At 73.5% G+C, this 20,070-nt stretch carries 14 protein-coding genes; 3 read left to right on the plus strand and 11 right to left on the minus strand.

Annotated features, from left to right (window positions below):
• Positions 1–20: 20 nt before the first annotated feature.
• Together AB0K00_RS41980 and AB0K00_RS41985 are read right to left on the minus strand one after the other, a co-directional pair.
• Positions 21–2,762, minus strand: coding sequence for a WD40 repeat domain-containing protein (locus AB0K00_RS41980; protein WP_363533248.1), 2,742 nt, complete (start codon positions 2,760–2,762; stop codon positions 21–23).
• Between the two features lie 80 nt (positions 2,763–2,842).
• Positions 2,843–3,217, minus strand: coding sequence for a YciI family protein (locus tag AB0K00_RS41985; RefSeq protein ID WP_363533251.1), 375 nt, complete (start codon positions 3,215–3,217; stop codon positions 2,843–2,845).
• Positions 3,218–3,399: 182 nt separating this feature from the next.
• On the opposite strand from AB0K00_RS41985, the gene AB0K00_RS41990 reads away from it, so the two are divergent.
• Together AB0K00_RS41990 and AB0K00_RS41995 are read left to right on the plus strand one after the other, a co-directional pair.
• A complete protein-coding gene (locus AB0K00_RS41990; protein WP_363533255.1) occupies positions 3,400–4,644 on the plus strand; it encodes a PQQ-binding-like beta-propeller repeat protein in 1,245 nt (414 codons plus the stop codon).
• Positions 4,645–4,851: 207 nt separating this feature from the next.
• A complete protein-coding gene (locus AB0K00_RS41995) occupies positions 4,852–7,665 on the plus strand; it encodes a hypothetical protein (RefSeq protein ID WP_363533258.1) in 2,814 nt (937 codons plus the stop codon).
• 27 nt (positions 7,666–7,692) lie between these two features.
• On the opposite strand, the gene AB0K00_RS42000 is transcribed toward AB0K00_RS41995, so the two are convergent.
• From AB0K00_RS42000 to AB0K00_RS42015, 4 genes are all read right to left on the minus strand, one after another.
• Complete coding sequence (locus tag AB0K00_RS42000; protein ID WP_363533261.1) at positions 7,693–9,036, minus strand: YncE family protein; 1,344 nt, start codon at positions 9,034–9,036, stop codon at positions 7,693–7,695.
• 116 nt (positions 9,037–9,152) lie between these two features.
• Positions 9,153–9,908: a hypothetical protein gene (locus AB0K00_RS42005; RefSeq protein WP_363533264.1), complete on the minus strand. Its 756-nt coding sequence runs from the start codon at positions 9,906–9,908 to the stop codon at positions 9,153–9,155.
• Positions 9,908–10,489, minus strand: coding sequence for a SigE family RNA polymerase sigma factor (locus AB0K00_RS42010; RefSeq protein WP_363533267.1), 582 nt, complete (start codon positions 10,487–10,489; stop codon positions 9,908–9,910). The genes AB0K00_RS42005 and AB0K00_RS42010 overlap by 1 nt, the downstream gene beginning before the upstream one ends.
• 67 nt (positions 10,490–10,556) lie before the next feature.
• Complete coding sequence (locus AB0K00_RS42015; protein WP_363533270.1) at positions 10,557–11,633, minus strand: hypothetical protein; 1,077 nt, start codon at positions 11,631–11,633, stop codon at positions 10,557–10,559.
• Positions 11,634–11,735: 102 nt separating this feature from the next.
• On the opposite strand from AB0K00_RS42015, the gene AB0K00_RS42020 reads away from it, so the two are divergent.
• Entirely contained in the window at positions 11,736–12,299 is a 564-nt protein-coding gene (locus tag AB0K00_RS42020; protein WP_363533273.1) for a helix-turn-helix domain-containing protein, read from the plus strand.
• A gap of 29 nt (positions 12,300–12,328) precedes the next feature.
• Here AB0K00_RS42020 and AB0K00_RS42025 read toward each other — a convergent pair whose 3' ends face one another.
• The 5 genes from AB0K00_RS42025 to AB0K00_RS42045 all read right to left on the minus strand — a co-directional run bounded on the left by AB0K00_RS42025 (position 12,329) and on the right by AB0K00_RS42045 (position 19,663).
• The gene (locus AB0K00_RS42025; RefSeq protein WP_363533275.1) at positions 12,329–13,651 is read right to left on the minus strand and encodes a hypothetical protein; all 1,323 of its coding nucleotides are present in this window, start codon (positions 13,649–13,651) and stop codon (positions 12,329–12,331) included.
• The gene (locus tag AB0K00_RS42030) at positions 13,641–14,114 is read right to left on the minus strand and encodes a sigma-70 family RNA polymerase sigma factor (protein WP_363533278.1); all 474 of its coding nucleotides are present in this window, start codon (positions 14,112–14,114) and stop codon (positions 13,641–13,643) included. Before AB0K00_RS42030 ends, AB0K00_RS42025 begins: the two co-directional genes overlap by 11 nt.
• A 128-nt stretch (positions 14,115–14,242) precedes the next feature.
• Positions 14,243–15,988 (minus strand): MFS transporter, encoded by a 1,746-nt coding sequence (locus AB0K00_RS42035; RefSeq protein ID WP_363533281.1) that lies wholly within the window; start codon positions 15,986–15,988, stop codon positions 14,243–14,245.
• A gap of 94 nt (positions 15,989–16,082) precedes the next feature.
• Positions 16,083–17,237 carry a DUF916 domain-containing protein gene (locus AB0K00_RS42040; protein ID WP_363533284.1) on the minus strand — a complete coding sequence of 385 codons (1,155 nt, stop codon included), beginning with the start codon at positions 17,235–17,237 and terminating at the stop codon, positions 16,083–16,085.
• Between the two features lie 80 nt (positions 17,238–17,317).
• The gene (locus AB0K00_RS42045; protein ID WP_363533287.1) at positions 17,318–19,663 is read right to left on the minus strand and encodes an adenylyl cyclase; all 2,346 of its coding nucleotides are present in this window, start codon (positions 19,661–19,663) and stop codon (positions 17,318–17,320) included.
• Positions 19,664–20,070: the final 407 nt, after the last annotated feature.

The following is a 20,070-nucleotide window of genomic DNA, read 5'->3' on the forward strand; positions in this document are numbered from 1 at the left end:
GTCCGTGGGTGGTCATCTGATCAGGCGGTCCCGAGCATCGTGGCGACCGACCGGGCCAGCTCGGACGTCGACGGCTGCGGCGACACGTGCGCGTGGAACCGGTTCGCGACCCGGCGCGGCGGCGGGTCGCCCGGCACGTTCGTGGTGAGCAGCCGCAGCCCGGCGGTGGGGACGATCGCGTGCTCGCGGGCGGCGTGCTGCTCGGTCAGCACGACGGTGAGCGTGCTGGCCGCCGAGCCCGCCGTCTCCAGCGCCGTCGCGAGGTCCGGCGGCTCCAGCGTCCGGGTCCCCCACACCGCCACCAGGTCCGTTTCGGCAGCGAGGGTGCGCAGCTCCTGCGGCTGGTCCAGGCACACCAGGCTCGGGAACCGCCACACCTCCCACATCGCGGCCGTGATCACGTGCGCCATCGTCCGCAGCACCGCCTCGACCGGCCCGAACGTCGCCGGCGTCGTGTCGAGGACCAGGGTCACGCTCGGCAGCACGGGCTCGGTCGTGTCCTCATGGAGGCGGTACAGCAACTCCCTTCGCGCGAACCGGAGCGCGAACGCCGCGGCGGGCAGCGCCAGCTGCGTCGGCAGCAGGTGCGTCACCCGCCCGCGCCGGCTGACCCCGCTGGCCACCGGCGCGAACCGCAGGACACCCGCCCGCGACCGGGTGTCCTGCCGCGCGAGCCGCGCCGAGTCCGACAGCACCTCCCGCTGCAACCGTCCCAGCGGCGGGAACATCGCGGCCCGGTGCCGCATCCGCACCGGCAGCGCGGGGTCGGCCGCGATCGCGTGCTCCCCCAGCACGCTCAGCAGCGTCAGCAGCTGGTCGTCGACGCGCTCGGCCGCCTCCCGCAGCTCGGTGAGCGGCGCATCCGGCGCGGTGACCGGCCCGGGCGGCGTGGCCAGCGCGGCCCGGATCGCCGCGAGCCGCCCGTGGGCGTCGCCGGGCGGCGGCACGAACCCGGCCTCCGCCGGCAGGTCGGCCAGCAGGAGCCCGGCCAGGCCGACCCGCGCCGCGAGGGACCAGTCCAGCTCACGCAGCCGCGCGAACCCGCCGACTGTCTCCAGGGGGTGCAGCTCGGGTGCCGCCGGGCGGCCGCCGCCGAGCATCGCGACCAGGTCGGCGAGCAGGCCGAGTGGCTGGCACACGTCGAACTCGCTGAGCGCCGCCACGCCGAGCGCGCACACCGGGAGCCGTACCGGCAGCGGTTCGGCCTCGGGGATGTCGCTGGTCAGCTGCAGGATCCACGCCGGCGCCACCGGCCTGCCGGCGCTGGCCGCCACCACGACCAGCAGGTCCGGCCGCATCGCGGTGGCCGCCACCCTGAACACGCCCTCCTCCGGCAGTGTCAGCAGCCGTCCGCCCCTGTCGCCGCGCTCCCACACCTCCACCCCGTCCCGCTCGGCGGACACGATCAGCTTGCGCCCGCCCGCATCGACCAGTGCGATCCTCGCCGATTCCGGCCAGCCGGCATCGTGGCGGTCCGGAAGCCGCGCCGGCCCGGCCAGGTCGAACCGCCAGGCCCGCACGACGCCCCGGACGTCAACCAGGAGCACGGTGCCGGGGTTCGCCTCGTCGGTCGCCACCCCGCTCACCGGGTCCGCGTCGTCATCCCCGAGCAGGAACCGCCCCCGGACCACGAGCGCGGCGCCGTCCGCGGGACGGTCCGACTGGAGGGTCCAGATCCGGATCCCGCCCTCGGTGCCGGCGACGAGCAGGACCGAACCGTCCGGCAGGACCGCGCTGGCCAGGGGGCCGTGGCCGGGCTCGTCGCCGCGGTCGGGCACCGCGACGACGGTGCCGGCGCGGGGGTCGCAGATGCGCACCGCCCCGGCCTCGTCGGCGACGGCGAGGACCACCCCGCCGTCAAAGAGGCGGGCGAGCGCCAGGGACCGCACCGCGCCATCGCCGACCTGGAACCGTTCTCCCCACGGCCCGCGCAGCGCCGTCCACACGTGGATCCAGCCGTCGTTGTCGCCGGCCGCGCAGACCCGGGCGTTCCCGGGAAGTTCCCCGACGGCCAGCGCCAGTTGCCGGCCCACCGGGCCGAACGGCGGCCGGTCGAGCACCCGGAGCCCGTCCAGCACGACGCTGCCGTCCTGCCCGACCACCAGGACCGGCGGCCGTCCGGCGGACCAGCCGACGGCCATCCCGGCGGCCACGCGCGTGCGGGACTCCGTCATGCCCGTCTCGTCCCGCCACGACGTGAACGGGTTGGCGACGTAGAAGCCACCGTCCTGGCCGAGGACCAGCAGGCTGCCGCTGCCCCCGGGCAGTTCCGCCAGCGCGGCGACCGCGCGCCCGGCGGTGTCGCCGTCGTTCCGGCCGAACATTCGCGAAAGGCCGCTCGACCGGTACGTCCCCGGCCAGGTCAGCGGGCGGGACTCGGTCGAGGCGGTCGCGATGTCCGTCCAGTTGAGTGTCTGCCTGCCGCTCCACACCAGCTGCGCATCGTCCCCGACGAACGCCACCCCGTGGACGGGCAGGGCGTCGCTGCGCAGGATCACGGCGCGGGTCGCGAGGTCCACCACGCACAACCCCTCCGCCGTGCCGACGGCCAGGGCGACCCGGCCGTCGGCAAGGCGACGCACGGCCAGCGCGTGCACCGGCCCACCGGTCGCGATGGTCGCGGTGAGCGGGGCGGCGGACAGCGTGACCGGGACGGCCGACGGATCCGGGCCGGCGCCAGGGCCGGCCTCCAGACCGCGGCCGACGGTCCTGGCGTGGATCGTCGCCCAGCGCCGCAGGGCGAAGTCGTCGGGCCCGGGCATCGCGAGTCACGCTACTCCCAGGTGGCCACCCGCCGAAGTCGCCCGATTGGTCGATGGTCTCCGGTCCGGCCGCCGGGGGGTCACCCTCGCGGGTTCGGCTGGCGGAGCATCGCGTCCTGGTCGGCGTCGGGCATGAGCTCCCGGACCTCCTGCGCGCAGCGGCAGGCGACGGCAATCTTGGCGGCCCACGCCAGCGCCTCCTCGCGTGAGGCCACTTCCACGACCGAGAACCCGCCGATGACCTCCTTGGTCTCCGGGTACGGGCCGTCGGTGACCACCCCATCCGGAGCCACGACGCTCGCCCGCTGCCGTTCGAGTCCGCCGCCGAACACCCACACGCCGGCGCGGTATGCCTCCTGGACCACCGCGCGCGAGGCCTCGCCCACCTCGGCCATTTCCTCGGCGGGGATGTGGTCCATCGCGCCGTCGTCGAACGAGATCAAGTACCGGGCCATCCCATGACTCCTTTGTCCCGGCGGTCTCCTGCGACCGCCTCTGACCTGTGCTACGAACGACGCGCCCCGGAATCGACGCTATGCCGGCAGATTTCCGAACCGGACGTCGACCCGGCCGCTCCGAGCTCATCACCGCGCCCGGCCCGGTACCCGCGCGGCGGGTCCTGCGCGAGACTGATGCGGTGATCGACCTCGACGTCTCCACCCCGGGCCCGGCCGGGCCGGTGCCGGCACCGGCGCGGCCGTCCCGCCGGCGCTGGTGGCTGCTGGGGCTGCTCGTCGTGCTGCTGCTGCCCAGCGGCGACCCGACGATGCCACCGGCCCCGTCGGTGGTGCTGAGCGGCGACGGGATCGGCGACATGCGCGCCGACGGCGACACGCTGGTCCTGCTGATGCGCACGGCCGTGGCGGCGTACCGGATGCCGGGCGGCGCCCGCCGCTGGAGCGTGCCGGTCGAGCCCGGCGCGAAGCTGCTGGCCGCGTCGCACGGCCGGGTGGTGCTGTCGGTCGAGGAGGCGGCGACCGGCACGGCCGCCCTCGTCGGTCTCGACGCCGCCACGGGTGCTCAGGTCTGGCGCCGCGACGGGTACGTGTCGTCGCTCCCCTCCGGCGAGGGCCCACCCGGGCTGCTGATCGCCCGCGGGGACGGGGTGATCGACGGGCGCCTGCTCGGCCTCGACATCGGCACGGGCGCGGTGCGCTGGGAGCTCGGCACGCCCTCGGTCCGCCGGGTGCTGCTGGCCAGCGACGGCCGGCCCGAGATCGCCGACCTCGGCCCCGGCGACACGGTGCTCATCCGCGACGCCGGCTCGGCCGCGGTCGTGCGCACCGTCGCGCTGCCCGGCCTCGGCGCGGTCGACGGCTTCGACATCTCCGGCGACCGGCTGCTCGTCTACCACTTCGAACGCACCACGCTGCTGGACAGCGCGGTGTTCGACCTGACGACGGGCCGCCGCCTGTGGCAGCACACCGACATGGCGGCGGCCGGCGGCCTGTGGTGGTGCGGGACCCTGCTGTGCACCGGCAGCGTCGGCCGGACCACGGTGGTGGACCCCGACACCGGCGACGCGCGGTGGAGCGTCTCGGGCTGGACGAACCTCGGCCCGTTCGACGCCGGCCACATGTGGGCGACCGAGCCGACGCCGAACGCCGCCGACCCGGCGCTCGGCGCCGTGGTGCTGGACGCCGGGACGGGCCGGGTCGTGCGCCGCTTCGGCGCGTGGGACGTCGTCGCGGCGCTGCCGGGCCACGCCGCCCTGGTGACCGGGCGCAACCCCGGCGGCTCGCTGGTCGGCCGCCTCGACCTCACCACGGGCGTGGTGACGGTGCTGGGCCGCACGGAGCACTGGCCGGCCCCGCCGAAGTGCCTCGCCACCGCCACACTGGTGGCCTGCCACCGCGAGCGGGTGTCGGTCTGGCTGCTGTGACCGGCACGGCGGCCCGGCGCCCGGGTCGCGGTACGTCCGTGCAGAAGGTTGGCGCCGGAACTGCGACGGCCTTGCCGGAACGGCCGGTTGGTATTCCTATCCGTGGATGACAGGCTTCGCGTCAGGTGTACCCCGGTGGCCCATGAGCGTGCTGTGTCGGAGGTTCGAGTGCCACGCTACGCGGCGTTTCTGTCCTACAACCGCGCGGTGGACGGCAAACTGGCCCCGGCGTTGCGGGACGCGTTGCAGCGGTTCGACAAGGCGTGGTATCAGCTGCGGGCGTTGCGGGTGTTTCACGATGACTCCAGCCTGTCGGCCAATCCGGGCCTCTGGGACTCGGTCGCGGCGGCGCTGGACGAAAGCGAGTTCTTCATCCTGCTGGCCTCGCCGGGGTCGGCCGGCTCCGAATGGGTGGCACGTGAGCTGGAGTACTGGCTGGCCCGTCACCCGGCCGACAAGATGCTCATTGCCGTCACCGACGGCGAGATCGTCTGGGACAAGGCGACTGGAGCCTTCGACCTCGCCGTAACCACGTGCCTCCCGGGCGTGTTGCACGGGCGGTTCGCCAGTGAGCCGCGCTGGGTCGACCTGCGCAAGGCCCGCAGTGAGGAACACCTGTCGCTGAACGCGCTGGATTTTCGCGACAAGGTCGCCGATCTCGCCGCCCCGCTGCACGGCAGGCCCAAGGACGACCTCGTCGGCTCCGACATCCGCCGGCACCGCGCGACCCGGCGACTGGTGCGCGCGACCGTCGCGACGCTCGCCGCCCTGACCGTGCTGGCCGGTATCGCCGCCACCGTCGCCGTCCAGCAGCGCAACGTCGCGCAGGAACAGCGCAATGTCGCCCAGGAACAGCGCGACGTCGCCCAGGAACAGCGGCGCGTCGCCACCGTGCGCCAGCTGGTCGCGCAGGCGGATCTGGCCCGCACCAACGGCGACCCGCTCACCGCGGCCCGGTTGATCCTCGCCGCGGCGCATGTCGGCGACACCCCCGAAACCCGAGCCGGCCTGGTCCGCGCGGCCGTGGGCACCGGCATCGACGCGTCCCTCGTCGGCCACACCGACGAGGTGTCAGCGGTCGCGTTCGCCCCCGACGGGCACATCCTGGCCACCGCGAGCCGGGACCGCACGGTGCTCCTGTGGAACGTGACCGATCCGAGCCGCCCGGTCCGGCTGGGCCAACCGCTGACCGCGAGCACCGGCCAGGTGCAGTCACTCGCGTTCGCCCCGGACGGCCGGACCTTGGCCACCGCCGGCTTCGACGAGGCGGTCGTGCTGTGGAACGTGATCGACCCGGCCCACCCGGTCCGGATCGGCTCGCCGCTCACCGACGCGGAGAGCAGGGTGGCGTTCGCGCCGGACGGGCGCACGCTGGCCACGATCGGGAGCCAGTCGGTGATCCTGTGGGACCTGGCCGACCTGACGCACCCGGTCCGGCTGGGCAAGCCGTTCGGCGCCCGCGGCAGTGACGCCGTGTTCTCGCTGGCATTCGCCCCCGACGGGCGCACCCTGGTGACCGGCGGCATCGGTGGGACCGTCGCCCTCTGGGACCTGGCCGACCGCGCCGCCCCTACCCTGCTGGGTGAGCGCCTGACCGGCTTCAGGTTCGCCACGACCGTGGCGTTCTCCCCTGACGGGCGCACCCTGGCGGGCGGCGACGACGGGTTGATGATCCTGTGGGATGTCGCCGATCGGAGCCGGCCCGTCCGGCTGGGCCAACCCCTTCGCATCAACACCGGCCGGTTGTACGCCGTGGCGTTCGCCCCGGACGGGCGGAGCATGGCCACCGCCAGCGCGGACCAGGTAGTGATCCTGTGGGACCTGGCCGACCGGACGCGCCCGGTCCAGTTGGGCCCGCCCCTCACCGCCCACGCCGGGCCGGTGAACCAGTTCGCGTTCGCCCCGGACGGACACTCGCTGGCCACCGCCGGCGGCAACGGTTCAGTTGTCCTGTGGGACCTCGCTGACCGGACCCGGCCCGTGCCGTTGGGCCAGCCCCTCACCACCCCTGGTGGACCGGCGTATGTGATGGCGTACGCGCCCGACGGGCGCACCCTGGTCACCGCCACCAACCAGTCGGTGGACCTGTGGGACCTGGCCGACCGCACCCGGCCCGCCCGGCTGGGGCCGACCCTCGCCACGCCCGTGAACCGGGTGACCGCGGTGGCGTACACCCCGGACGGACGGACGCTGGCCACGGCCAGCCGCGACGCATCGGTGATCCTGTTGTGGGACATGGCCGATCGGAGCCATCCCGCCGGGCTGGGCCAGGTCGGCGTCGCGGCGTCGCTGATGGCGTTCGCTCCGGACGGACGAACCCTGGTCACCGTCAGCGGGCAGTCGGTGGACCTGTGGGACCTGGCCGATCCGGCCCACCCGAAGCGGCTGGGTCAGGTTTCCACGGCTGCGACGGACGGGAGAGCGTCAGACCCCGCCCGGCGTACCGCACTTGACGACGGGTCGGCAATCTTCTGGGATCTGGCCGAACGGGCGCGGACCAGCCGGCTGAGCCCACCCGCCGCCCCCGGCGCCGACCCGGTGCGCGCGATCGCGTTCGCTCCCGACGGGCGCACGATGGCCACCGCCGGCGCGGATCAGACGGTGATTGTCTGGGATCTCGCCGATCGGCGGCATCCCGTGCGGCTGGGCGCCCCCCTCGCCAGCCACACCGACCGGGTGAACGCGATCACGTTCGCGCCCGACGGCCGCACCATGGCCACGGCCAGCGCGGACCACACGGTGATCCTGTGGGACATGTCCGACCGGGACCACCCCATCCGGTTGGGCGTGCCCCTGACCGCCGGTGCCAGTGGTGCGGACACGCTGGCGTTCGCCCCCGACGGAGACGCGCTGGCCGCCGCCTACGAGGACGGGACGGTGACGCTGTGGGACCTCGCGGCGCTCAATGACGCCCGTGACCATGCGCCCGAGCGAGCGTGCACCATCGCCGGCCGCGGGCTCACCACCGACGAGTGGGCCGTCTACCTGCCAGGTGTGCCGTACTTCGAGAGCTGCCGGTGAGCGTCCGTTCCGGACGGGGCCGCGCCGTCATCGCAGCGCGAGCTGGAGGGTGACGGGTGGCAGCGGGATGGCTGTCCCGGCCGTGTTCGTGGCCAGGTCGATGGGGATCAAGGACGTGCCGCGATTCGCGGCGTTCTCGTCGGTCCCCAGGCCGTACGCGGTGGAACCGTCCGGCGCGAACATGATGGCCCCGGTATCCGAACCCAGCGGGATGGGCAGGCCGGCCGTCCTGGTGGTCGTGTCGACCCATCGCAACGCGTTCTTGCGGCCGGCGCCCCACAGGTAGACGCGCTTGCCGTCGGGGGCCACCCTGATCAGCGACGCCTCCCCGCTGCCAGGCACTGGGATCGGCGGGCCGGTCATGCCGGTGCGGACGTCGACGGGGACCAGCACCGGCTCACCACGACACGCCGTGGCGTTCGCGGTGACGACGTACAGGGTGCGCCCGTCCGGACTGACCGCCATGTTGAGCGGGTTGCCGATCATCTCGATCGGCGGGCCGGCGCGGTTGCTCGCCACATCCACCGGCGTCACGGTCTTGGAGACGACGTTCGACACGTAGGCGGTCCGGCTGTCCGGCGTCACGACGACATAGGACGGGCTCACGCCGACGGGCATGGGCGGGTTCGCCGCACCGGTGCCCGTGTTGATCGCCACCAGGCTCCCGGCCTTCCCACCCCCGGGGTTGACGACGGCAAAGAGGGTGCGACCGTCGGGTGCGACCACCGTTGTGGCCGCGTTGACGCCGATCGGTACGGCGGCCGCGGCGACCCCGGTGACCAGGTTGACCGTGGTGAGCAGAACAGCGCTGCCGGGCGGCGACGAGAACACGTAAGCACTGTTGCGGTCGGGCGTGAGAATGATCCGGGACACCGGCGCGGTCACCGCGATCGGTGCCGCGGTCGTGTTGGTGGCGGTCCTGATCGGGACGATGGCGTTGTCGCCGATCAGCACGTACACCGTTGTGCCGGCGCCGTTCGTCACGATGAAGCTGGGATTCTTCCCCACCCGGATCCGGTTGCCGACCGTCCGGGACGCGGTGAACACCGGCACGACCGAACCGTCACTCGAGTCGACCAGGTAAGCGGTGTGATCCGCGTTCGCCCGTGGTGTCGCAGGAGCCGAGCCGAACGTCGACCACGACGCCGCCGGGCCGCCCTGACAGCTCACCGCCGTGGCCGACACCGACAGCGGAAGCGGGCCGGCCCGCATCGCGTCCCCGGTGAACGCGGCCCGGAGCACCTTCGGCAGCACACCCGCGACCGCCACGACCAGCACCAGCACCAGCACCAGCCCAATGGCGACGTGCAGCGCTGTGCGGCGTGGCCGTACCGGGGCAGCCGGCGGATCGGGCGGCGTCGGCGCTGTCACGTCAGGCCCTCCAGAATGTCACGCTTTTTCCGTCGGCTTCGGGTTCCCTGGCGTGTCACCGGTCGATGTCAGGCTAGCAACGGCCGGCGACCGGCGTCGCCGGGCCAGTCGCCGGGTCAGTCGTCAGGCTCCACGGTGAACCACCAGTCACCGCTGACGTGGACCTGCAGCCTGGTGCCGAGCGTCGTCTCCTGCCGCACCGCTTCCGGGGCGTCGGCGGGGGTGCCGGGAACATAGGAGTAGTACCAGTTCCACCTCGGGGAGCTGTCGCGGAGGTGGAACGACGTGCCGGGGCCCCAGGCGCCCTTCTCGATCCGGTACACGTGCACGCCGGAGTGCTCGATCGCGTCGGACACCCGGGTGAACGCGGCCTCGCTGTCGGTGTCGAACGGCAGCCCGGGATCGTCGGGGTTCACGCAACCCGAGTCGCGGTCCAGGAATGCGCCGTGAGACCAGGTGAACACGCGGCACGCCGGAAGACCCCCCGCCCCTGCATCGTCGATGTACAGGGTGAGCTTCAGGTCCTCGGCCGCCGGCAGCACCTGACGTTCCAGGTCCGCGACGTCGTGGAGCAGCCGCTGGCGCGGGTACAAGGGCGGGTCGCCCTGGTTCGGGAGCGCGTCGACGTCGTGCCGGCCAGGCATGACGAACACGCCGCCGCCGGGCAGCTCGATCGGGCCGGCCACCGTGAGCCCGGCGACCGCGGCCACGACCGCGACCACGCCGCCGAGCGCCCGCCGGCCCCGGCCGCGGCGCAGCGCCCGCCGGGCGGCGGCGAGCGTACGCCCGGCGTCGGGACCGGCTTCCGGGTAGTCCGGGGCGCCGGCCCGCAGGCGGGCGACGACGTCGTCATCGTCTCGCTGGACGGTCATCACTGATCCCCTTCCGCGAAGATCTCGCGCAGCCGTGCGATGCCCCGCGCGTGGTGGGACTTGACCGTGCCGACCGAGATCTCCAGCTCGCGGGCTACCTCGGCCTCGGTGAGGTCGAGCAGGTGTCGCAGCACCACGACCCGCCGCTGCGCGATCGGCAGCCGGACCAGCGCCTGGACCACGGCGTTGCGGGCGACGACGGCGCCCGTGTGGTCGGGGCCGGGCCGGTCGGGGAGGGCGGCCGGGTCGACGACGACCTCGCGCCGCGTGCGCCGCCACCCGTCGACCCGCAGATTGACCAGCACCCGACGCGCGTACGCCTGCGGGTCGCCGTCGCGCGCCACGCGCCAGGAGCGATACGTGCGCTCGTAGGTGGCCTGGACGAGCTCCTCCGCGCGGACCGGGTCACCGCACAGCAGCACGGCGGTGTGCAGCAGGTAGCGACCGGACGCGCGCACGAACTCGACGAACTCGTGGTCACGCGTGCCCGCCGCCCCGACGCGGCGGCCGGCCGCCGCCGGCCCGTCGACCACCGTGGGCACCACGGAGGCGGGGCCCACCGCTGATGGTTCGCTGTCCATGCTCACATCAAGCACCACGCAGCAGTGCCGCCGAACGTTGTCAGCGACGGGCGGCGGCTGACGGCGGTTACCTGCCGAGGATCTGGTACTCGCCGCCGCAGGACTCGGCCAGGGTCGGGCCGAAGAGCGCGGCCGGGGTGTACGCGCCCGGCTTGCCCTCTCCGTCGAGCAGCCGGCGGACCACCTCGGCCGGCACCGCGCCCGTCCACGCCTGGGCCTCGCCGACGCGCAGCCAGCCCTCGCGCACGCTGCCGTCGGCCCACTCGATGACGGCGTGGCCCCAGGAGTGCTCGCGTGGCTTCGGTGCGGCCTTGAACCGCACCGCGGCCAGCCGGCGGCGCGCGAAGGCGCGGACCGGGCCGATGTGCAGCAGCGCGGTCGCCGCCGGCAGGATCGCGCGCACGACCGGCGACGCCGGGGCCTCGCTGGACGCGCAGACCACGTCCGCGGCGCCGCTGGCCCGCTGGGCGGCCATCAGCTCGCCGAGCGGCATGCTCGCCGTGGTGACGGTCGAGCCGTCGGGCAGGACGAGGCGGATCGGGTCGCCGGCGAGCTTGTCGGGCACCAGCCGGCCGTCGCGGTACCGCCGGCCCTGGAACCTCCCACCGCCCTCGACGCCCGGCAGGCCCTCCACGATGGTGCCCGCGAGCGCGTCGCCGACGGCGCCGGCCTCGACGGTCAGCGACGGCACCATGTCGATCCGGACCCGCCGCGGTGCCGGCCGGCCCTCGCACAGCTTCACCACGACGCTCTCCGTGGCCGTCACGCCGAACCCGGCACCGGTGACGGCGGTGCGCCCGGCGGCCGCGAACGCGTCGGCGCGGCCGAGGGTCGCCGACACCGCGGCGAGGTCGTTGGCGAGGTCGAGGTAGTCGCTAGCCGACAGGCACGCGTCCAGCAGCGGCGCGGCGGTGTCGGTGAACGGCCCGATCGTGTTCACGACCACGGCCGGCCGGTCCCGCCGGATCGCGTCCGCCGTCTCGGCGACGGACCCGGCCACCATCGTCGGCAGGCCGTTCGCCGCGGCCCCGAGCCGTCCGGCGTCCCGCCCGACCAGCACCGGCCGGATGCCGCGGTGCCGCAGTTCGGCGGCGATCGCCCGCGCGCTGCGGCCGGTCCCGCCGAGAATCCACACGTCTGTCATGGCACAGCTCCGCCCTGGTACGGCGAGCGCCCCAGTGACGACACGCCGTGTCATGACCATAGCGCCAATGACACGTCATGTCATCACCGGTACACTTCCGGGATGGCACGGTGGCAACCCGACGCGCGCGAGCGGCTGCAGCAGGCGGCCCTCGAGCTCTTCGCCGAGCAGGGCTTCGCCGCGACCACGGTGCCGGCGATCACCGCGCGGGCCGGCTTGACGACGCGCACGTTCTTCCGGCACTTCGCCGACAAGCGCGAGGTGCTCTTCGCCGGCGAGGCCGAGCTGCCCGCATACGCCGAGCGGCTCATCGCCGAGGCACCCGCCGGCACCAGCCCCCTCGCCGTCATCCTCGCGGGGCTGCGCGCCGTCGCCGAGGCCCGGTTCGAGGGCCGCAAGGACACCATCCGGCAGTGGCGCGCCATCGTCGCCACCGACGCCGGCCTGCGCGAGCGCGAGCTGCAGAAGCGGGCCGCCCTCGCGGCCGCGGTGCGGGACGGTTTCCACGCCCGCGGCCTCGACCCGACCCGGGCCGCCCTGCTCGCCGAGACGTCGACGACCCTGATGCACGTGTCGGTCACCGCCTGGCTCGAGACCGACGACCGCAGGCTCGCCGACATCATCGAGACCACCCTCGCCACCCTGCGGGCAACGCTCGACGCGTAGCGGCGACGGTGGACATCAGTGCGACGGCGTCAACCGGCCCGCCGGCGGCGGAGCAGCACGAGGACGACGCCACCGGCCAGGACGAGCAGCCCGACGCTCAGCATCCGCAGCCACCACGGCCACGGGCCGCGATCGACGCCGGTGTCGCGGACCTGAAGGTCGCCGGTGCGGGCGGTCGCCAGCTGCACCGTGTCGATCCAGTGGTCGTTGCCGGGCTGGAGGCGGGCGAGGACCCGGGCCGGCCCGGCCGGCGGCACCGCGACAGGCACCGAGACAATCGCGTCGCCGGTGCTCGCCAACAGGTCGGCGCCCTGCCAGCCGAGGACCGCGGTCGCGTTGGTGTTCAGCGGCGTGGACACCCCGCTGGGCAGGTCCAGGACCGCCAGCCCGTCCGGCGACCAGTACCCCGTCGCCCAGGACGGGCTGCCCGCGGCCACCCGGAAGAGCGCGAGCCGGCGTCCGTCGGGTGACCAGGCGGCCGGCCCGCCGAGCCGGTGCCCGGCCGGCAGCGGGACGACGGCGCTCCGCCCACCGGCGGTGAGCAGGCGCAGTTCGGTGCCGACCTGGACGGCCAGCGTCCCCCCGTCGGGGGAGAACGCCGCGGCGAGCGCCCCGCGCTGCCCGGCGACCGTGGACGTGCCGCTGGTGGCCAGGTCGAGCACGGTCAGCTCACCGTCGGCGGCGAGCGCGACCCGGGGGTCGCCATGGCTGTCCGCCCGATACGGCGCCACGGCGTACGCGAGCCGCGTCGAGTCCGGCGACCACGCGAGCAGCTGCACCGCCGAGCCGGCCGGCACCGGGTAGCTGCGGGTACGGCCGGTGGTCAGGTCCACGATCGCCACGTCGTGGACCGGCCCGCGCGCGTCGGCGACGGCGACCCTGACGCCGTCCGGGGACAGCAGGACGGGCGCCGCCGGCGACTTCCACAGCGGGGCGTCGACCGGCTGGCCGCGCTTGCTGGCGAGGTCGATCTCGCGGTAGGTGCGCCCGTCCACCCCGACCGCGATGAGCTGCGGGGTCTGGAAGGGCAGGTCGCCCTGCCCGTACCCGTAGACGGCGATGGCAGGCCCGGCGGGCGCGGCGGAGACGGTGGCGGTGAAATACGAATGGCCGGCGAAGACGCGCGGCAGCGTGGCGGAACCGGCGGCCGGTACACCCGGCGCCACCGGCAGGCGCACCAGCCCCACCGCCAGCAGCAGCACCACGACCACGACGGCGGTGGCGGCGGACACGAGCGCGGGCCGCCACGATCGGCGCGCGGCCGGCAGGATGACGGGCGGCGCCACCGCGGGCACCGGGATGGCCTCGACGAGCTCGTGGACAGCGGCGCGCAGGCGCGGATCAATGGTCATCGAAGTGCTCCCGCAGTGCGGAGTGGGCCCGGTGCAGCAGGGACTTGACCGTGCCCGGCCGGCAGTTCAGCGCGGCGGCGATGTCGGCCTCGGACAGGTCGAGGTAGTAGCGCAGAAAGATGGCCGCCCGGTGCCGCGGACGCAGCCGGGCCAGGCCGGCGCGGACGGCGATCGCGTCGGGTCCGAGCGGCACGAGCGGTTCAGGCTCGGGCTGGCCGGCATGGCGGCGTTCCAGCCGGCGGCGGCGCATCCAGGAGGTGCACCTGGACACGACGGCGCGGCGCAGCCATGCGGTCGGCTCACGGACGTCCGGACGGTGCAGCAAGGCCAGGAACACCTCCTGCACGATGTCCTCCGCCGCCGGCACGCTGCCGGTCGTCACGCAGGCCAGCCGCACCATGGGGGCGAACTGCGCCGCGTAGAGCGCGTCGAAGTCGCTCCGGACGGCCGAATCGGAGAACACGGTCACGTCTTACAGGCGCACACCACCCACGATCGGTTCCACCCGATCGAAAGATCACCGGCCCCGACCCCGCGACGCACCGCATCCGAAAGCGCGTCCCGATCAGCGCCGGAGGCCGGCGCCGGCGCTCATATGCAGTCGGAGTCGGCGCGGATGTCCTCGTCGTGGACGTGCTCGTCGTGGATGTAGACACCGCCGCGGAACAGTGACACGACCGCGCCGACCGCGGCGAGGACGGCGGCGAGGGTGAACACCACGACGAGCCCGCCGTGGAACGGGCCGGACAGCAAGTGCGGCAGGTAGGTCCGGCTGGTCAGCGTCGCCACCGTCGCCGCGGGAAGCTGGTCCAGGACACCGGCGGTGTCCAGCAGCGAGGCGATCGGGTTGGCGCCGAGCAACGCGGCGAACATGAGGCTGACCGCCGGCACCGAGGCGACGTCCGTGGCCACCGGCGCGGGCACGCCCTCGGCGGTGAGACCGCTGTGCAGCGCGTCCGGCAGCGACCGGGAAAGCCCGGCGACCAGGAGCGAGAAGAAGACGCCGATGGACAGCACCATGCCGGCGTTCTGGAAGGTCGCGCGGATGCCGGACGCGACCCCGCGCTGCGCCGCGGGCACCGCGTTCATCACCGCCGTCGTGTTCGGCGCCGAGAACAGCCCGGAGCCGACCCCGTTGAGCAGCAGCAGCACCGCGAACACCGGATAGCTGAAGTCGACCGGGATCGCCAGCAGGCCCAGGAAGCTCAACGCCATGATGACCAGCCCGCCGGTGGCGAAGAGCTTGGCGCCGTACCGGTCGGACAGGTAGCCGGATACCGGTCCCGCCGCGATGAAGCCGAGCGTCAACGGCAGCAGGAAGATCCCGGCCCACAGCGGGGTCTCCTCGAAGTTGTAGCCGTGCAGCGGCAGCCAGATGCCTTGCAGCCAGATGATGAGCATGAACTGCAGCCCGCCGCGGGCGATCGCGTTGAGCAGGGCGGCCGCGTTCCCCGCCCAGAACGCCTGGATGCGGAACAGGCCGAGATCGAACATCGGCTGGCGGACCCGGGTCTCGATCACGGCGAAGACCACCAGGAGGGCGAGGCCGCCGATGATGCCGGCAATGACCCACGGGTTGGTCCAGCCCTCGGTGTGCCCGCCGTAGGGCTGGATGCCGTACGTGATCCCCGCCAGCAGGACAGTCAGCCCGACGGCGAACGTCAGGTTGCCCCACCAGTCGATGCGCACGCCCGGCCTGGACGTCGCCGTCTCACGCAGGTTGCGGTAGGCCCACCAGGTGCCGATCACGCCCACGACCACGCTGACCCAGAAGATCGCCCGCCAGTTCCACACCGACAGCACGCCGCCCAGGACCAGTCCGATGAAGCTGCCGGCGAGGCCGGCGACCTGGTTGACGCCGAGCGCGGTGCCGCGCTGCCGGGCCGGGAACGCGTCGGTGATGATCGCGGCGGCGTTGGCCATCAGCATCGCGCCGCCGACGCCCTGCACCAGGCGCCAGCCGATCAGCCACAGCGCGCCGGCCCGGCCGTCCCACGGCGTCAGCGCCAGCGCGACCGAAGCGGCGGCGAACACCGCGAAGCCGGCGTTGTAGACGCGCACCCGCCCGTACATGTCGCCCAGCCGCCCGAGGGTGACCACCAGCACCGCGGTGACCAGCAGGTAGCCCATCAGCATCCAGAGCAGGTAGCTGACGTTGGCGGGGGCGAGCGGGTTGAGGCGGAGGCTGTTGAAGATCGCCGGCAGCGAAATGATCAGAATCGATGCGTTCACGGTGGCCATGAGCATGCCCAGCGTGGTGTTGGACAGGACCGACCACTTGTACGGAATGCGACCGCCCGGCCGCACCGCCGGCGACGTGGAGCCGGTGGAGGACATGGGCCCTACCGGACGCGGTCGAGCGCCGGCCGACCCGGTACGTGCCGACTGTTCACGGACGCGTCGCTACCCCACGCGCTGGACGGCAAACGGCTCAGCGTGACTCGAGCTTCTCCGCCTCGCTCTCCGCCTTCGGCTGCGCCGCGGACCGGCTCAGCGCCTCGGCGACGGCGCTGGAGATGGCGGCGGCGACCCGGTGCCGCTGCCGGCGCCGCACCACGAAGAACCCGGCCACGGCCGCGCCCAGCACCAGAAGCACCAGCAACTGCCCCCACGGGGTGGCCCACAGCGTCGCCGACCCCGACACCGGGCCGGTGCGCACGGCGGGGATGCCGGCGCCGGCCACAGGCGTCAGGCCGACCCGTGCGGTCATCCGGGTTGCCGGCCACACACCGTGCACCGTCACGGTGTTCGTCACCGAGTTGCCCGGCAGGACCTCCGGCAGGTCCGCGGCGGCGGTACCGCGGGACAGCACGCCCCCTGGTCCCGCGACCGTGATCTGCTGGCGCGCCGACAGGCGGACGTTCCCGGTGTTCTTGACGGTGTAGGTGATCCGGACGCCGCCGGTGCCGGCCGGGTTGACGCTGCCGCTGTAGTCGGCGTGCACGTCGGTGACCGCGAGCGCCGGACTGAGCTGGCCGCTGACCCGCAGGTACACCCGTGAGCCGAGCCGGTGCTCGACGCGGACGCCGCCGGTGGCCGCGGTGTCGACCAGCGACGTGACCAGCCCGCCGGAGTGGTCGCCGGGCGTCGCGTTGGCCGGCACCCGCAGCGTGAACGCGACGGTGGCCGACTTGCCGCCTTCGATGGTGACGGTGTCCGTGCCCACGCTGATCCAGGCGCCGACGTCGGTCGACGTCGCTCCGGACGGCAGCACGTCGATGCCGCCGTTGCGGGTGGTGAACGCGTCGCTGGCGTAGATGCGCAGGGTGAGGGGTCTGGTGCTGTGGTTCACCAGCGTCAGCCCGTCGGTGATCGTGCCGCCGGGGTCGGCGTTGTAGTCGAAGTGTGCCCGGCCGGACCCGAGCGCGTTCTGCGCCGGTGCGACCCCCCAGGACACCTGGTCCTCGAGTCTGGCCTGCGCGAACGGCGCCGCCGCGGGTGACGGCTGCGGCGTGGGGGTGGCGCCGGCCGGCGCCGCGAAGGTCACGAGCGGCACCGCGGCGGCGAGGAGCGCCGCGACGAGCACCGTCCGGACGGGCCCGGGGACGCGGCTCGCCGTCCACGGGGCCGGTGGCCACTGGTTCATCGTTACCTCCGTTGCGGACGGGCGATCGGGCCGCGGTGCCCCGGGACGCACGCCCGGGGCACCGCGACCCTGCGGTGTCGCTAGCTGAGCGCGGTCAGCGTCAGCGTCGTGGTGTAGGTCCCGGCCGCCGTCTCCGCGGGCACCCGCAGATCCAGGCCGCCGCCGAGCGTGGCGGTGCCCTTGCCGTGGCCGTCGATGGCGGAACCGAGGACCGACGCGTCGGTCAGCCCGTTCCCCGAGTCGAACCCGGATGCCACCGCGCCACCTGCCACCGCGCCCGCACCGGCGACGATGACCGACGGCGTCCAGCCGAGGTACTTGCCCGACAGCCCGCCGGTGAAGTCACCCACCTGCCCGGACAGCGACCACGCCGGGCCGCCGGCCCGGGTGTCGGTCACCTTGACCGGCTTGAGCTGACCGGTCGACTGCAGGAACGTGCCCATGTTCGCCGCGTTCGACAACGTCACCGAGTGGTCGGTGGCGTCGATCGTCCAGGAGAACTCACCCGGCGCCTCGGGGATCGTCGCCGTGATCGTCTGCTGGTCGTCGCCCCCGGTCGAGGGCGGCGGATCGGCGGTGCCGGCCGGCGGGTACGACCGCAGGTACTTCGTCGCCGCGGCGTCGTTGCCCTGCGCCACCGGTCCCCCGGCGTCGTTGACCACGTTGTTGATCCCGCCGCTGCCGTTGAGGAACCGGGCCACCGAGTCGTGGAACTGCACGGTGCTCCACTTCGGTGCCTCGATGGCGGAATCGAGACGGACGTCCACACCCTGGTTGAAGAAGGAGTAGATGCCGAGGCCGTACGCCTGGTGGCTGGTGACGTTCGCACCCACCTTGTACGAGGCGTACCCCTTCTTCGTCCCGTCCATCCAGGCGTCCTGGCTCGGCGGGTCGTAGGGCGTCTCGCTCTGGTAGAAGACGGTGGTGCCGCCGTTGCCGTTCCAGATGACCTGCTGCTGCTGGTAGTGCTCGACGAACAGGCCGGTGGCCGTCACGTTGTCACCGTTGACGACGAGCCCGTGCTTGGCGGTGTTGGTCCCCCAGGCCGCGCCCGCTCCGTGGTCCGCGCGCCAGGACCAGATGTCGTCCAGGAGCACGTTGTCGGAGTTCACCTCGATCGCGGTGTCGATGCTGCCGGCCTGCGGACCACCCACCCGGATGAAGACGTCCGACAGGGTCGTCGGGTCGGCGGCGTCGGAGTGGGTGGCGTTCGCCGGCCCGACCCGGACCAGCACCGCGGACTTGACCGCGCCGGCGTCGACGGTGATGCCGGCGAGCTTCACGCCCGTGACGTCGCCGACCGTGATGGCCGCGTTGCCGGCCGTCGGCGACAGGGTCGCCATGCCCAGGCCCAGGACGACCGTCCCGGCCCGGGTGACGTTGATCGCCTGGTCGAGGCTGTAGACGCCGGGGGTGAGGATCAGGTTCTTGCCCGCCTGGAGCTGGGCGTTGATCGTCGCCGCCGAGTCCGACGGCTTGGCGAGGTAGAACCCGTCGATCGGCAGCGACGTCCCGCTGTCGGTGCCGCTCTGCCACGGTGCGCCCGAGGCGTTGGGACGGGCGTTGGGGACGAACACCGCATACCCGTTGGCCTCGTTCCAGGTCAGGAACGGGGCCTCCCGGGACATCGGCGTCGCGTTGAGGGTCGTGAACTTGCTGTGCGCGGTGTCGCCGGAGGGGCTGTCCGGGAAGTCCTGCGCGGGCGCACCCTGCACGCCCGAGAAGACCATGTTCCAGACCCCGCCGTTCCAGGTGCCGATCGTGCTGTCGCGGGTGTACCACTGCTGCTGGGACCCGGAGACGATCGTGCCGGAGACCCTCGAGTCGGCGAGGAACCCGCCGCTGGCGTACTCGCCGTACCGGCCCATGAGCGTCAGGTTGCCCTGGATGTCGACGCGGCGCATCGGCGCCGCCTGCGACACCGCCCAGCGCAGCTGATGCGGGTCGGCGCGCGCCGGGTCGATGCTCGGCGCGTTCGGGTCGGTCGGCCGTTGGATCGGGTTGATCGCCAGGTTGCTCATCGACCGCCAGAACTGGGTCAGCGACCCCGGCGACTGGTGGTTCCACGGGTCGGTCTCGGCGCCGTGGACGGGCTCCACGTGCAACGCGCCGTTGATCAGCACGTCGCCCGGAAGCGCGCCGAGGCCCGCGACCGTCTCGTAGTAGCCGACCTTGCCCAGGACGATGCCGGTGGCGGTGGCGGGGTTCGCCGCTCCGGCGGCGGATCCGTACGTGCCCGGCTTGAAGAAGATCGCCTTCCGGGCGGTGCTGAACTCCGACTCCCCGGACGCGGCCGCCAGGATCGCGTTGATCGCGTCGGCGGACATGCCCGGGTCGAGAATCGTCACGTTGGGGCCGAAGTCCGGGTCGCCCGGGGCCGCTGCGGCGGGCAGCGCCAGCAGCGCCGAGCCGGCCGCCCCCAACACGATCGCGGTGAGTCCTGCGGTGGTGGTACGCCAGCTGGGCCTGGCTCGGGAAACGGGTAGACGTCTGTGTCGGGTCACTTGCTGGTCTCCCTTGAAAGCGCTTTCCTCGCCGGGCTCCGAGCGGCGGGGAAAGACCACAACGGGTGGGGTGTGCGGCACCGGCACGTCGGAGCGGCGGGAGCCGAAGTGTCGCGGCGTTGACGGTAGGACCACATTTCGTCCACCGGCAGGACGAAAAGTGATCCGGTCCGGCCGCCCGCCGCTCATACGGTGACGTTTCCCGCGTTTTCCGCCCATGACGGCACATGGGTCATGGATCTTGCTCAGGCCGCGAACGCAAGGAACCTTCGACCCATTGCCTGCCGGCCCGTCGGGCGCACAGACTTCTTCCACGTCGTGACAAAAGG

Source organism: Dactylosporangium sp. NPDC049525 (genome assembly GCF_040676755.1).
GTDB lineage: Bacteria > Actinomycetota > Actinomycetes > Mycobacteriales > Micromonosporaceae > Dactylosporangium.